Source organism: Edaphobacter sp. FHG110511_03, assembly GCF_059115365.1.
This window is the reverse complement of sequence record NZ_JBZYWL010000001.1, coordinates 2102087-2115638: the sequence shown is the minus strand read 5'-3', so window position 1 is coordinate 2115638 and position 13552 is coordinate 2102087. Positions and strand designations below refer to the sequence as shown.

Genomic DNA, 13552 nt, shown 5'->3' with positions numbered 1-13552 from the left:
TAGAGGAAATGACGTTGCCAGAGACTGCGACTCCCCTAAGGAAAACTGCTCTTAATGCCGTTCACCGCGCCGCGAAGGCGAAGATGGTGGACTTTGGCGGCTGGGATATGCCGGTGGACTGCTGCGGCCTTACCGCAGAGCATATGGCAGTGCGCACGGGCGTTGGCGTCTTCGACGTGTCGCACATGGGCGACATCCAGCTGCGCGGGCCGGGCTCGCTGGCGGCGGTGCAGAAGCTTTGCATGAATGACGCCTCGAAGCTGCAGACGGGGCAGGCGCACTACTCGGCGATGCTGTATCCGAACGGGACGTTTGTCGATGATGTGGTGGTGCACAAGCTTTCGGACAACGACTACCTGATCGTGATCAACGCAGGAACGCGTGAGAAGGATGTGCAGTGGGTGCGCTCGCAGATTGGGTCGATGCCGGGCGTGCATGTGAACGATTTCAGCGACTATTACACGCAGCTGGCGATCCAGGGTCCTAAGGCAAAGGACACGTTGCAGAAGCTGACGCCGGTCGATCTGGATCCGATCAAAAACTACTGGTTTACGTGGGGGCAGGTGTGTGGCCTGCACAATGTAATGATCGCCCGGACGGGATACACGGGCGAGGACGGGTTCGAGATCTACATCCCTTCCGACGAGCCTACGAGCGCGCGGGTGTGGGGCGAGGTGCTGGAAGCCGGCAAGGAGTTCGGGATCCTATCCTGCGGCCTGGGGGCGCGGAATACGCTGCGGCTGGAGGCGGCGATGGCGCTTTACGGACATGAGATCTCGGACACGATCAACGTCTTCGAGGCCGGGCTGGGACGCTACGCGAAGCTGGACAAGGGCGATTTCGTAGGGCGCGATGCGCTGGTAAAGATTCAGGAAGAGGGCGGGGCTGATCGCAAAGGCGGGAGGAAGCTGGTGGGCCTGGAGATGATCGAGCGCGGGATCGGGCGCGATGGGTATCCGGTCTTTTCGCTGGATGGCAAGCAAATCGGTGAGATTACGAGCGGGTCGCCAGCGCCGTTTCTGAAGAAAAATATTGCCCTGGCGTATGTGCCGGTGGAGTCTTCGGCGATTGATACTGAAGTTGCGGTGGAGATTCGTGGGCAGATGGTAAAGGCGAAAGTGGTTCCTACACCGTTCTACAAACGGCCAAAGAAGTAAGGGTTCGACTGTCTCAATGAAGCGGGCAAACGCAGATCCTTCGACTTCGCTGCGCTTCGCTCAGGATGACACCTCGAAAGTATGGAAAGCGAGAGGGAGAGCATGCAGTTTCTTGTTTTGACGGAGCGGTTTACGGATCAATTTCCCGCCGAGGCGTGGAAGCCGGAGTTGATCGAAGCAGAGGGCCAACGGGTTCGCGAGCTGTATGCTGCCGGGATTCTGCGGAGCGCGTGGCGGCGGAAGGATAAGCCCGGCGCAACGCTGATTCTGGAGGCGGCGAACGAAGCTGCGGTGCAGGAGGCGATTGAAAGCCTTCCCCTGAGGAAACTGGGCATGATCGGGTTTCCGGTGGTGACCCAGCTGGAGCCTTATCCCGGATTCGGACCCCGCTAAAGGGCGTTTACCGCCTATTTTTCCACGTCGGACCCACTACAATGAAAGAGGAGAACTCCCTACATCTATGTCCTATCCTGCGGATTACAAGTACACGAAGGAACACGAGTGGATCAGCGTCGACGGCGGCAAAGGCCAGGTCGGCATCACGGATTATGCCCAGAATTCGCTGGGCGATATCGTCTTTGTCGACCTGCCGAAGGTTGGCGATCCGGTGAAGGCCGGGGAGATCTTCGGCTCGGTGGAATCGGTGAAGGCGGTCTCGGACCTGTACTCTCCGGTGACGGGAACTGTGACCGAGGTGAATGAAGAATTGAAGGATGCTCCGGAGAAGATTAATGCCGATGCAAATGCAACGTGGCTGATGAAGCTTGAGGTTGCGAATGCGTCGGAGCTGGACAGCCTGCTGTCGGCGGCCGATTACGAAAAGTTTGTCAGCGAAGAGACCGGACACTAGAACGATGCGCTATCTGCCAAAGTCCCCTGCGGACCGCAAGGAGATGCTCGCCGAGATTGGCGTGGCGTCGATCGACGACCTTTTCTCGACCATTCCCGCGGAGTACCAGTTCAAACGCGACCTCGCGGTTCCGCGCCAGCATGGCGAGTCGGAGATCATTGACCGCTTCCGCGCGTTCGCGGATCAGAATGCCGTAGGCTATGCGAGTTTTCTGGGCGCGGGCGTCTATAGGCACTATCGCCCGGTGCTGATCGACACCGTTGTCTCGCGTGGCGAGTTTTTAACGAGCTACACGCCATACCAGCCGGAGATCGCGCAGGGTACCCTGCAGGCGATGTTCGAGTTCCAGACGATGATCTGCGAGCTGACCGGCATGGAGATCGCGAACGCGTCGATGTATGACGGGTCGACGGGCGCGGCGGAGGCCATCATGATGGCAGTCCGGGTAACGGGCCGCGACGGTGCGGTGATCGCGCGGACGGTGCATCCGGAGTATCGCGAAGTTGTGGCGACCTACGCGCAGCACCAGGAGATTCCGCTGACCGAGGTTGGGTATGCGGCAAATGGGCGCGTGGATCTGGCCGCTCTGGACGCTGCGATTACGAGCGACACGGCCTGTGTACTGATTCAGTCACCGAACTTCTTCGGGACGATTGAAGATGTCGCGGCGATCGCGGAGATTGCGCATAAAAAAGGTGCACTGCTGATCGTCTCGATTGCGGAGGCGGTCTCGCTGGGCATTGTGAAGCCGCCCGCGGAGGCAGATATCGTCTCGCTTGAAGCTCAGAGCTTTGGCGTGGCTCCAAGCTATGGTGGACCGTTCTGCGGCGTGATCGCGTGCAAGGAAAAGTTCCTGCGGCAGATGCCGGGACGTATCGTGGGCGAGACGAAGGATATGGACGGCAAGCGCGGCTTCGTGCTGACGCTGTCGACGCGCGAGCAGCATATTCGGCGTGAGAAGGCGACCTCGAACATCTGCACCAACCAGGCGCTGGTGGCAATGATGACGACGGTCTTCCTTACGGTCTATGGCAAGGAAGGCATGAAGGATCTCGCTGTGCAGAATCTGGCCAAGGCGAAGTACGCCAGCGACACGCTGGGCAAAGGCGCGAAGGTACTGTTTGAAGGTGCGCCTCGGTTCCATGAGTTTGTGCTCGATCTTGGGAAGGATGCTGAGTCTGCAAACGCTACTCTGCTTGAAAAGAAGATCATCGGCGGCCTGCCTTTGAGCAAGTGGTATCCGGAGCTGGGGCCGAACGCGAGCCTTTGGTGCGCAACGGAGCTGACGACTAAAGCGCAGATCGATGTTGCGGCTGAGGCGTTGAAGTAGGAATGGATATCTCGGAGATCATCGGCGAGGAGTTGAATGCTGTGGAGTTTGTGCAGGACTATCTGCAGCTTCGCTTCGATACGCCTCTGCTGACTCTCTACGCGTGGCCGCATATTTTATTGAGTGAGTTTTCCATTGCTTATGGCGAGCCGGAGTATCGCAATGCGCTGTGCGCGTTGATCGGTGAGAAGGTGGAAGAGGCGACGCTGGAGGAAGGCGATTCGCTAACGATCAAGTTTGAGAACGACACCGTGATTGCGCTGTCGTTGCGCGAGGAAGATCTGGATGGTCCGGAGGCCGGTAGTTATTCAGAGAGCGGAGATTCGAACCAATCTCAGGAGTTTTAAGAGGAATCTAGATGAGCGCTACGTCGAAGGTGCTGGAGGTCAGAGTCCGAGTGGCAATATTCCTCAATTGCATCGCTGTCGCCGGCGCATGGTTCTTTCTTTATCAAAGAACGACACTTCATCGTTGGGATAACGGACTGATTCCCACTCTTTGCCTTACTAGTTTTCTGCTCTTCATTGTCCTTAAAAGATTGGAAAAGCATCAGGAGCAAAATGTCTGACAAATTTGTAGGAGCACCGAAAAAGGTAACGACACACGTCAACCAGAACGAAGACCTGATGTTCGAGAAGTCTTCGCCGGGCAAGAAGGCTTATCGCCTGGCGGAGCTCGATGTTCCCGCGGTCGACGCGGCTTCCCTGCTGGGCGATACCGTTCGCACAGATTTAGGCGTGATGCCGGAGCTGAGCGAGATTGAGATCGTGCGGCACTTCACACGGCTTTCGACGTGGAACTATGCGATTGACCTGGGCATGTACCCACTAGGCAGCTGCACGATGAAGTACAACCCTCGCGTGAACGAGCTGGTGTCGCGGCTGGAAGGAATCGCTGAGGCTCATCCGTATCAGCCGGAGTCGCTGTCGCAGGGCGCGCTGGGCATCATGAAGCTGCTGAGCGATTGCCTGATCGAGATTACCGGCATGGACACGATTACGCTGCAGCCGGCAGCGGGAGCGCATGGTGAATTCACCGGCATCCTTCTGGCTCGCGCCTATCACGAGGCACATGGCAATGCGCGGAAGAAGATTCTGATTCCGGATTCGGCACATGGCACGAATCCCGCTACTGCTGCAGTGTGTGGCTACCAGGTGGCGAACCTGAAGTCGAATGCGCAGGGCATGGTGGATATCGCCGAGTTGGAGCGCATGGTCGACGAAGACACTGCCGCACTGATGCTCACCAACCCCTCGACCATCGGTGTCTTCGAAAGTGAGATCCACAAGATCGCCGATATTCTGCACGCGAAGGGTGCACTGCTGTACATGGACGGCGCGAATATGAACGCGCTTGTCGGCAAGACGCGGCCGGGAGACTTCGGCGTCGATGTGATGCACCTGAACCTGCACAAGACCTTCTCTACTCCACATGGAGGCGGTGGACCAGGATCGGGTCCGGTGGCTTGCAAGAAGATTCTGGAACCGTTTTTGCCGAAGCCTGTTGTGGTGACGAAGGCCGACGGCACGCTCGCGCTCGACTATGACCGTCCGCAGAGCATTGGCCGCGTGCGCATGTTCTATGGCAACTTCGGGATGTTCGTACGGGCGCTGGCTTATATCCTTGCCAATGGACCCGATGGCCTGCGCCAGACGACCGAGGACGCCGTGCTGAACGCGAACTATATTCGCGCCAAGCTCGAGGACACGTTTGAGCTGCAGTACAAGACGCGGTCGCTGCACGAGGTCGTCTTCTCGGATAAGCGACAGGCGAAGAATGGCGTCAAGACGGGAGACATGGGCAAGCGGCTGATCGACTACGGCTTCCACGCCTATACGGTCTCGTTTCCGATGGTGGTGCAGGGCGCGATGATGATCGAGCCGACGGAGAGCGAGAGCCGCGAGGAGCTGGACCTTCTGATCGACGCGTTGAGACAGATTGCACGCGAGGCAGAGGAGAATCCTGAACTGGTGCAGACGGCTCCGCATGCGACGCGACTGCGGCGGCTGGACGAGACGGCGGCGGCACGCAAGCCGGTGCTGCGATGGAAGCCCACCCCGAATGGCGCGGCGGACTCTTCGGCGCTTACGCCGGATACTGCTGCGAAGGAGTGGTAGTGTCGGACTTCCGGTACCTGGGCGACGATCAGCGGGCCGAGCTCGAGAAGTATGAGTTCATGATGGGGGAGGCGCGTGGAAGGCTTGCCGCTACTCTCGATTGCCTGACCGATGCGCTGATCATGGTCGGCCAGCACGGCGTGTACTGCACGAGCAACCGGAACCCGACGGTTCCGGCGCTCGATCTGCAGGGTGTGATGGTCAATCTGAACGGGGCCAAGGAGCTGGTCTCGGCCGTAATGGAGCGGCTACGGAAAGAGCGCGAGGCTGCGGAGCAGGGATAGCACTACTGCTGTTTATCGCTGGCGCAGAGAAACGCACATCCTGACACTCTTCATGCAGGCTCTCTTTTTGAGAAATTGCCCGTAACTACTGCGCGGTAACGGTGACGGACTCGTCGACGGTGTCCCACTTGACGTGGAGCTCGGTCGAGTTGCCGTGGGTGTTCTCAAACGAGATGGACATCTTCTCCTGGGGCGAGGAGAGCTTCCCTGACTTCATCGGGATGCGCGCGAGATCCTGCGACTGATCGTAGTTAGTCCCCCACTGGCCGGTCTGCTTGTTGACGATCAGCATCCACTGGCTGGAGCCGGGCAACGTGTAAAGAGTATAGTTTCCGGCTGGAACCGAGGTTCCACCGATCTTCAGATCGGTCTCCGTCACGAAGCTTGTGGCTTCATTCGCGCCGGTGCGCCAGACCTTGTCGTAGGGGACGAGTTCACCCATGACCTTGCGACCACGCATTGAGGGCGCTCCATACTTTACGACTACGGATTTTCCATTGAGCGAGACGTTTGCGGTCTCGGCCGGGCTGGGAGGAGTCTTGCCCATCTGTGCAAAGCTGGAGGTTGCGAGTAGGACGGTACAGGCGAGTGAAGCGAAGCTGCGGAACATAGGTCTGTCTCACTTTCGTATCTCGGATAAAGGACCGACAACGACTCTTTGAGAGTGGACCGACCGGCAAAGATCTGTCAATCTGACGTGGACATGCTACGCTTAACGCATGCGCCCGTAGCTCAGCTGGATAGAGCGGCAGCCTCCGAAGCTGTAGGTCAGAAGTTCGAATCTTCTCGGGCGCACCATTTCTCGCCTCGCGCGCGGGCCAATTCCTGAGCAAATAGACAAATTGAACAAAGCTGGCCTTCCAGGTCAGAAGAGCCGTAATTCTGGCAGGCCGTTTCGCATCTGTAGAATGCCTCTCAATGGAGAACTGGGCGATGGTTGCTTTGCTGGTTGAAGGTGTTCCCGCTGAATGTATGGCAGGCACATTCAACTCTCATGGATGGATAGCACTGGCTGTCACAGTTGCTGGTGTTGCGGGTGCAGTTTATTCCCTAGTCAAGGCTTTTGAATGGCTTCGCGAGGAGACCAATTGCAGGCGGCACAAAAAAGAGCCGCCTGACAGGCTTCGAGCGAAAGGATGGCTTCTTGGCTTTTGGGTTCTCGTCCCGCCCGCATGGTTCTTTATTGAATACATCTTCCTCTACCGGCATTTTGGCAAGGCCGCATGTTTCGAATCGTTCCAATATGCCCAGGAGATCGTTGCCAAAGGATGGATCGGGCTGGTCGTGGTGATGAGTGCCCTGCTGCTGGGCAGGGAGATCTTACGAAAAGACTCATGAGATGGAGTCGCTAATCAGCTCCTGGGTTCTCCAGCGGGAAGTCGGTTTTTTGGAACCTTGCGAAAAGAAAGGCTCCCCTGAGGGAGCCTTTCTTTTCGTAAAGGAGAGCGGACTAGAAGAACAGCTTCGCCGAGACCTGTATCTGGCGAGGACCGTAGAGTGTGCTTGAAGTGGAGCTTGGCGTTCCGAAGGCGCTGGAGGCATTCGTTACGAAAGGAACGATGCTGTTTCCAGAGCCATAAGCAAATGCCGTTGTGTTGAAGCTGAGCTGCTGCTTACGGTTGACTACGTTGAACGCCTCCGCAAAGAGCTGCAACTTGATTCCCTCGTGGATGGGGAAGTCGCGGGAGACACGAGCATCGATGTTACGAACACCGTTGCTGGGGAAGGCATTGCGTCGGTACTGAGGAGCGCGTCCCGAGGAAGGCGACGGGCTGTTGCCCACCGAACCACCGGAGACGCCACCCTCTATACCTCCGGAGGCGTTTCCGCTCATGCCTGCAGTAAGCGGAAGGCCGGTCTGCTCGGTAGCCGTACCCGAGAGCGACCAGCCATTCACCGCGTAGCTTGCATATCGATTGGAGAGGCCAACCTTCGGCGACCAGACGAGGCTGCCCACGAAGCGGCTGCGCATGTCGAGATCGGAGCGGCTGTACTCGCTGAGCGTACCCGGATTCTTCAGGTTGAAGGGATCGAGGATTGTATCGGTTCCGTTGAAGGTACCGAACTGGCCGGGAACCTGACCACCATCGATCGCCTTGGCCCAGGTGTAGTTGATGAGCGCCTCTACCTGGTGGCTGAAGGGCTTACGAATCGTAAACGCAGCCGAGTTGTACCAGGAGTTCACACCACTGAAGCCAACGAGAATGCCGCCGTCGTTAGGCGAAGGACGCGAAGCGTTGCAGTTGGCGGAGTTCTGGCACTGATAGAACGGCACCGTGACCGTGCCTGCGCCTGCGCCTGAGAAGTCCGTAACCGAGTAGGTACGGGTCGTTCCTACCTGCGGCAGGTTCGCGTCGATGAAGTACGGCAGGCGCATACCGCGCGTGCCGACATAGGCGATCGAGAGGCTGAGATGGCCTGGAAGCTCCTGCTCCACCGCCAGATCGATCGAGTGCGTGTAAGGATTGGTGAAGCTGGGGTCCTGGCCGCGGAACGAGAGGCGCTGCAGACCTGCAGAGCCGTTGACCGTGGGCGTGACCGCGCCGGCAAAGGGAGCCGCCAGCGGAAGGCCCGGCGGCGTAAACAGCACGCCGATGTTCACAGGGGATCCAGCTACATAGCTGTATCTCGTAGGCGTAGGAGCAGCGGCCGTGCCTCCGCCAGTCTGTGCAACGTTCAACGAGTAAGCCTGCTGATAGACGCCGTTCTCAACGCGTGTAGCGTAGAAGGTCGAGTTGGAGGTCAGGCCGTAGAAGATGCCATAACCGCCACGGAAGACCGTTCCGGGATAGGGAGACCATGCGAAGCCGAGGCGCGGCTGGAACATCTTGTAGTTGGTGTTGATCGACTTGGTGTAGAAGTTGCCAAGCGCCGAGGGAGCGCCGTTGAAGCTGGTGGTATACGGATTCGGCGGTTGGGGCACAAGCTGCACGTCGTAGCGAAGACCGGCAGTCAGGGTAAAGGCATTGGTTATCTTCCAGGTGTCCTCGACGAAACCGGCGAGGTCCTTATTCCAGAAGTCGTCCGCACCGATGTGAGTGATTGGGTCGTTCACCTGTTGGAACGAGATCCAGTGCTGGCCACCGTTGACTCCATAGACATCCTGAACCCAGTTGGCGAAGGCCGCTGGCTGACCGGTGATGATATTGCGATTCGCGCTGCTGCAAATTGCCACGCCCTGCTCCGCGGGATTCGCGCACTGGTTGTTAAGCGCGGCATAGGAGTAAACACCGCCGCCCTGGAAGAGGTTCGCCAGGTATTCGTGGATGAAGTTGAGATCGACACCGGCCTTGAGGATATGCTTGCCCCAGATCTTGGAGACTGTATCGGAGACCTGCCAGCGATGCTCGTCCGGGAAGGCCAGACGAGGCAGAGCGTTCGGCATACCGTATCCCTGAACACCGGAGATCGTTACCGAAGGCCCGGGTGCGTTGGCTGAAGTCACCTCAAGATCGCGTCCCCACTGGAAGCGGAAGGCGTTCGTCATTGAAGGGCTCAGGACCGACTCCCAGTTGGCGATGAAGAAGCGCTCGTGGAAGTCCGCTCGTCCGTTGGTCGAAGCGGAGCTCGCATTGGCGGTAGTGGAGGTGGTATAGCCGTTGGGAAGAGCGTAGTTCTCCCAGTTGAACTCGGCGCTGATGTGGTTGTTGCCGTTGAGCTGGTAATCGAGGCGGGGGAAGAAGATGTCCTGCTTGAGAACGCGGGAGGCCGGACCGCTAAGACCATTCAGGTAAGCCTTCGCCGCATCGCACTGCGCCGGGGACACTGGCGCCGGGCAGCCAAAGCTGGAGATGGGAGCCGTGGTGCTGTAGAGCAGAGGGCTCGAGCGGCGGAAGCCGTCATAGGTGAAGAAGTAGAAGAGCTTGTCCTTGATGATGGGACCGCCGACGGAGCCGCCGAACTGCTGCTGCTGATGGATCGCAGGCTGCAGAAGTGCTGGATTCGCCCCAGGCTGGCGACCGTTGAACTTGGTCAGTGGATCGAGAGCGTTCAGCGAAGGATAGCGCAGGTAGTAGAAGAGGTCGCCGTGGGTGGCATTGCTTCCTGACCGGGAGATGGCGTTGATCTGTCCACCAGCCGCCTGTCCGAACTCCGCTGAGTAGCCGGAGGTGGAAGACTCAAACTCCTTGATGGAATCCTGCGAGAAGACGTAGGGAGCGCCGATGGCGCGGCCGCGAGCCTCGGAGAAGAAGGCCTGCTGGTTGTTGGCTCCATCGATCAGGTTGGTGTTATACAGACCCGAGATACCGCGGTAGGAGATCAAGCCGGAGTTTCCGTCGGGCACCACGTTGGTCGTCAGAAGAACGAAGTTATCGTAGCGCCGGCCATTGACCGGAAGATTCGAGACCATCTGCTGGCTAATCGTCTGCGAGACCTGGACCTTCTCTGTATCGATCAGCGGCGAAGCATCGGTAACAGTGACCTCGGCGGTAGCGGAGGCTGCAGGCAGGGCTACATCGACGGAGAGTACCTGACCTACAGTGAGGTTGAGGTTCTTGCGGTCGACTTTGCCAAAGCCGCTGCCTGTGGCAATGACCTCATAATGGCCGGGCTGAAGGAATGTCGAATTGAACTGGCCCTGGTCATTTGAATTCAGGGTGCGGTTCGCTCCCGTATCCGTATTGATAACGGTGATTGTGGCCTTCGACACGACGGCTCCGGAGGCATCCGTAACCGTGCCGGAGATCGTTCCCGTTGCGGCCGTCTGTGCATAAGACGGAACGGCCGCAGAGACAGCGAGAAACGCTGCCGTAGCGGCTGAGAGAAGAATGCGTTTGCACGCAAAGGTATAACTCATGGATTTCTGGCTCCTGAAAACATCACCGGGTGAAAAGCGGTGAGTGAAAGAGTGTTTTGCTGACACAGAGTGGCGGTTGTTGTCTGCCAGAACCGGGTTCAGGTTTGAATAATTTTGAAAATCTGCGGTACTTCTACGGTCAGGCTAACAATCGACCCCTGTCAAGAGAAACTCTGTCAAAGTCGTGAAAATTGTGCCGTTTTTAGGCAAAAAATCCACGAAAAGACGATTTCTTTCGGACAACCCCTCCCGAACGCGACTCGATATTACAGGAGAGTAAATTTATCGCTCGGCGTCGTGGCCAAGGATTGAGACAGCTTAGTGCAAAGTATCCGGAATGGTGGCGTACCGGATAAGAATCTCGAAGGGCACGATGGAAAGCGTGGCCTCGTGGGTAGCTTCGAGAACGATGGGACAGCCAGCTCCAGCCTGCTCCACCTCAAGCCAGCGCGCCGCGCAGACGCACCAGCGATCGCCGGGCTTGAGTCCGGCGAAGCCAAACTGTGGCATCGGTGTGCTGAGGTCGTTTCCGAGCTGCTTGGAGACGCGCAGAAATTCCTCGTTCACGATGCAGCAGATCGTATGAATTCCAAGGTCGTCAGGACCGGTTTCACAGCAGCCGGTACGATAGAAACCGGTCATGGGTTCGCAGCCGCAGATATCAAGTGACTGGCCGAGAACATTTTTGCCGCGGGCTTTGACGCGTTCCTTGGTGGGTTCAGTGCTTGGCATGGGTTTCCATCAGGGCCCTGACCTGTCTTTAGTGCAGTCATGACTCAAGGCAAGTATCCCATGTTTGCGGCATCGCGGCGAATTGGCTGGATGTAAATGCATAGGACAACGGGCGCAGATTCGGTAGGCTAAGGTAAATGGCAGAATTGAGGAAGTTGCGGGTTGGAATCATCGGCTGCGGAAAAATTGCGGACGGGCATGCCGAGATCGTCAAGCATCTGGACGGAGCAGAGCTGGCCGCAGTCTGCGACCGTGAGCCTTTGCTGGCAGAACAGCTCGCCGTTCGCTTCGGAGCGGCTGCATGGTACGGCGATACCGGCGAGATGCTGGCGCAGGAAAAGCTGGACGTCGTGCACATTACGACTCCGCCAGGGGTTCACCTTCCTCTGACCCGGCAGTGCGTCGCCGCGGGGGCGCATGTCTTCCTGGAAAAGCCGCTCGCTCTGACCGCTCCCGAAGCGAAGGAGTTGATCGATGTTGTGGTCTCAGGCGGAAAGCAGATGACCATCAACTACTGGCCGAACTTCGATCCTCCGGCGATGGAGTTCAAGCAGATGCTGGCTCGCGGCGTTGTGGGTGAGCCCGTGCACGTAGAGGCATTCATCGGCTACGACCTGTCCGGAGCCTATGGCCAGGCGCTGATGAGCGATGCGGGACACTGGGTGCATCGGCTCCCGGGCAAGCTCTTTCAGAACATGATGGACCATATCTTCAACCGCATCGTCCCTCTCTTCCCCGATGTAGAGCCTGAGGTCCATGCCTTCGCCTACAAGCGGCGCGAAGCCGTTCGCAACGATGGGACCGATGCCCTGCTTGACGAGCTGCGGGTATTTCTGCGCGGCGGAAGCGTCTCCGCCTATGGAAGCCTCTGCTCGCATGCGCGTCCGGTGGCGAACACCCTGAAGGTTTATGGCACCAAAGCGACGGTCGAGGTGGACTTCAATAACCGCACTGTCGTGTCCACAACCTCGCAGCGTTATCCAAGCGCGGTGGGAAGGCTCGCTCCTCCGCTGCAGATGGCAGGCCGCTACTTCGCCGAGGCGAAGAAGAACATCGGGCAGTTCCGCCGGCACGAGTTCCACTTCTTCGCGGGGATGTCGAAGCTGCTGGAGCTGTTCTACGCAGGAATCCGTGCGGGTGGCGAGCCGCCGATTCCCTACTCCGAGATTCTGCGTACGGCCGAGGTGATGGATCGCGTGATCCAGCAGGTTTATCCCGCAACAGTGCCTGCGGGAGGTGCGCGATGAAGATTCTTGTTACCGGAGCAGGAGGATTTCTGGGCAAGGCCATCGTCGAGCGCCTGCTGGCGCATGGGCAGAATGACCTGCGCTGCATGTTGCGCGACGCCTCGAAGACCCGAGGGCTTGAGGCTATCGCTGCTCGCTACCCGGAGGGTCAGGTCGAGTTCGTGACAGCGAATCTGCGGAATCCCAACGAGATTCCTCGCGCGGTCGCCGGCGCCGATATTGTGATTCATGCGGCGGCGGCTCTCAAGGGATCGCCTGCCGAGATGTTCATGGACTCGGTGGTTGCTTCGCGGAATCTTCTGGAGGCGATCGCCAACGAGCTTCGACACATTCGGGTGGTGCTGGTCAGCTCGTTCGGCGCCATGGGCGTGGCTGAGTTGCCTCGAGGCGCGATGGTGGACGAAAAGACGCCTCTCGAGCAGCACCCGGAGCGACGCGATGTGTATTCGCACTCGAAGCTGCGGCAGGAGCAGCTGTTCTGGGAGTACCACCAGAAGTATGGCTTCGATCTCGTTGTCCTGCGGCCGGGCGTGATCTACGGCCCGGGCGGAGGCCACTTCTCCAATCGCGTCGGCCTGAGCCTCTTTGGGCGGTTTCTGCACCTGGGAGGGAAGAACCTGCTTCCGTTGACCTATGTGGACAACTGCGCGGAGGCGATCGTCGTGGCTGCGCTGTCTGAAAGCTCCAGCGGCCAGGTCTATAACGTGGTCGATGACGACCTGGTGACCTCGGGACAGTACCTTTCGCTCTACAAGAAAAATGTGCGCCGGGTGAAGTCGGTTCCGGTTCCCTACTTCGCCCTGATGTGGGGCTCGCGGATGGTCGAGCGCTACAGCGAGCGGTCGAAGGGACAGCTTCCGGCGATCTTCACGCCCTACAAGACGCGGGCGATGTGGGGCGGGAACCAGTTCAGCAATGCGAAGCTGAAGAGCCTGGGCTGGCGGCCGGTTCTCTCAACCCGCGAGGGGCTGGAGCGGACTTTTGCGGCGTTTCGGGCTGAGCCAGAGAAGGCGAAGTAGGTAGCCCCTCCCCCTGTC

General features: G+C 58.6%; 13 protein-coding genes and 1 tRNA gene. 11 read left to right on the top strand and 3 right to left on the bottom strand.

Translation table 11 applies throughout. The features are described 5' to 3' along the window. Positions 1-8: 8 nt before the first annotated feature. The 7 genes from gcvT to AC5S26_RS08565 all read left to right on the top strand — a co-directional run bounded on the left by gcvT (position 9) and on the right by AC5S26_RS08565 (position 5738). A complete protein-coding gene (gene gcvT / locus AC5S26_RS08595) occupies positions 9-1157 on the top strand; it encodes a glycine cleavage system aminomethyltransferase GcvT (RefSeq protein ID WP_494184433.1) in 1149 nt (382 codons plus the stop codon). Between the two features lie 102 nt (positions 1158-1259). Next, positions 1260-1550 (top strand): muconolactone Delta-isomerase family protein, encoded by a 291-nt coding sequence (locus tag AC5S26_RS08590; RefSeq protein ID WP_494184432.1) that lies wholly within the window; start codon positions 1260-1262, stop codon positions 1548-1550. Between the two features lie 67 nt (positions 1551-1617). Continuing rightward, positions 1618-2007 (top strand): glycine cleavage system protein GcvH, encoded by a 390-nt coding sequence (gcvH, locus tag AC5S26_RS08585; protein ID WP_494184431.1) that lies wholly within the window; start codon positions 1618-1620, stop codon positions 2005-2007. 4 nt (positions 2008-2011) lie between these two features. After that, positions 2012-3337 (top strand): aminomethyl-transferring glycine dehydrogenase subunit GcvPA, encoded by a 1326-nt coding sequence (gene gcvPA, locus AC5S26_RS08580; protein WP_494184430.1) that lies wholly within the window; start codon positions 2012-2014, stop codon positions 3335-3337. Between the two features lie 2 nt (positions 3338-3339). Next, entirely contained in the window at positions 3340-3684 is a 345-nt protein-coding gene (locus tag AC5S26_RS08575) for a hypothetical protein (RefSeq protein ID WP_494184429.1), read from the top strand. Positions 3685-3897: 213 nt separating this feature from the next. After that, positions 3898-5454, top strand: a complete 1557-nt coding sequence (gene gcvPB, locus AC5S26_RS08570) for an aminomethyl-transferring glycine dehydrogenase subunit GcvPB (RefSeq protein WP_494184428.1) — start codon at positions 3898-3900, stop codon at positions 5452-5454. Next, complete coding sequence (locus AC5S26_RS08565) at positions 5454-5738, top strand: hypothetical protein (RefSeq protein ID WP_494184427.1); 285 nt, start codon at positions 5454-5456, stop codon at positions 5736-5738. The genes gcvPB and AC5S26_RS08565 overlap by 1 nt, the downstream gene beginning before the upstream one ends. 85 nt (positions 5739-5823) lie before the next feature. Here the strand turns inward: AC5S26_RS08565 and AC5S26_RS08560 are convergent, their stop codons facing one another. Next, positions 5824-6348, bottom strand: a complete 525-nt coding sequence (locus AC5S26_RS08560) for a DUF2911 domain-containing protein (RefSeq protein WP_494184426.1) — start codon at positions 6346-6348, stop codon at positions 5824-5826. A 111-nt stretch (positions 6349-6459) separates the two neighbouring features. Between AC5S26_RS08560 and AC5S26_RS08555 the strand changes: the two genes are divergently transcribed. Next, positions 6460-6536 (top strand) — tRNA-Arg (locus AC5S26_RS08555). A gap of 120 nt (positions 6537-6656) precedes the next feature. Beyond that, complete coding sequence (locus AC5S26_RS08550; RefSeq protein ID WP_494184425.1) at positions 6657-7076, top strand: hypothetical protein; 420 nt, start codon at positions 6657-6659, stop codon at positions 7074-7076. Between the two features lie 112 nt (positions 7077-7188). Here AC5S26_RS08550 and AC5S26_RS08545 read toward each other — a convergent pair whose 3' ends face one another. Both AC5S26_RS08545 and AC5S26_RS08540 read right to left on the bottom strand, forming a co-directional pair. Continuing rightward, entirely contained in the window at positions 7189-10536 is a 3348-nt protein-coding gene (locus tag AC5S26_RS08545; protein WP_494184424.1) for a TonB-dependent receptor, read from the bottom strand. A 318-nt stretch (positions 10537-10854) separates the two neighbouring features. Next, the gene (locus tag AC5S26_RS08540) at positions 10855-11268 is read right to left on the bottom strand and encodes a DUF2237 family protein (protein ID WP_494184423.1); all 414 of its coding nucleotides are present in this window, start codon (positions 11266-11268) and stop codon (positions 10855-10857) included. 137 nt (positions 11269-11405) lie between these two features. Here AC5S26_RS08540 and AC5S26_RS08535 point away from each other — a divergent pair, with 137 nt between their 5' ends. Both AC5S26_RS08535 and AC5S26_RS08530 read left to right on the top strand, forming a co-directional pair. After that, a complete protein-coding gene (locus AC5S26_RS08535) occupies positions 11406-12515 on the top strand; it encodes a Gfo/Idh/MocA family protein (RefSeq protein WP_494184422.1) in 1110 nt (369 codons plus the stop codon). Further along, positions 12512-13534 (top strand): NAD-dependent epimerase/dehydratase family protein, encoded by a 1023-nt coding sequence (locus AC5S26_RS08530; RefSeq protein ID WP_494184421.1) that lies wholly within the window; start codon positions 12512-12514, stop codon positions 13532-13534. The genes AC5S26_RS08535 and AC5S26_RS08530 overlap by 4 nt, the downstream gene beginning before the upstream one ends. The last annotated feature ends 18 nt before the right edge of the window (positions 13535-13552 follow it).

Bases quoted from the DNA above. Each gene is read 5' to 3' on its own strand.
- gcvT (WP_494184433.1), top strand. From the start codon at position 9: ATGACGTTGCCAGAGACTGCGACTCCCCTAAGGAAAACTGCTCTTAAT.
- gcvPB (WP_494184428.1), top strand. From the start codon at position 3,898: ATGTCTGACAAATTTGTAGGAGCACCGAAAAAGGTAACGACACACGTC.
- AC5S26_RS08550 (WP_494184425.1), top strand. From the start codon at position 6,657: ATGGAGAACTGGGCGATGGTTGCTTTGCTGGTTGAAGGTGTTCCCGCT.
- gcvPA (WP_494184430.1), top strand. From the start codon at position 2,012: ATGCGCTATCTGCCAAAGTCCCCTGCGGACCGCAAGGAGATGCTCGCC.
- AC5S26_RS08560 (WP_494184426.1), bottom strand. From the start codon at position 6,348: ATGTTCCGCAGCTTCGCTTCACTCGCCTGTACCGTCCTACTCGCAACC.
- AC5S26_RS08535 (WP_494184422.1), top strand. From the start codon at position 11,406: ATGGCAGAATTGAGGAAGTTGCGGGTTGGAATCATCGGCTGCGGAAAA.
- AC5S26_RS08590 (WP_494184432.1), top strand. From the start codon at position 1,260: ATGCAGTTTCTTGTTTTGACGGAGCGGTTTACGGATCAATTTCCCGCC.
- AC5S26_RS08540 (WP_494184423.1), bottom strand. From the start codon at position 11,268: ATGCCAAGCACTGAACCCACCAAGGAACGCGTCAAAGCCCGCGGCAAA.
- AC5S26_RS08545 (WP_494184424.1), bottom strand. From the start codon at position 10,536: ATGAGTTATACCTTTGCGTGCAAACGCATTCTTCTCTCAGCCGCTACG.
- AC5S26_RS08530 (WP_494184421.1), top strand. From the start codon at position 12,512: ATGAAGATTCTTGTTACCGGAGCAGGAGGATTTCTGGGCAAGGCCATC.
- gcvH (WP_494184431.1), top strand. From the start codon at position 1,618: ATGTCCTATCCTGCGGATTACAAGTACACGAAGGAACACGAGTGGATC.
- AC5S26_RS08575 (WP_494184429.1), top strand. From the start codon at position 3,340: ATGGATATCTCGGAGATCATCGGCGAGGAGTTGAATGCTGTGGAGTTT.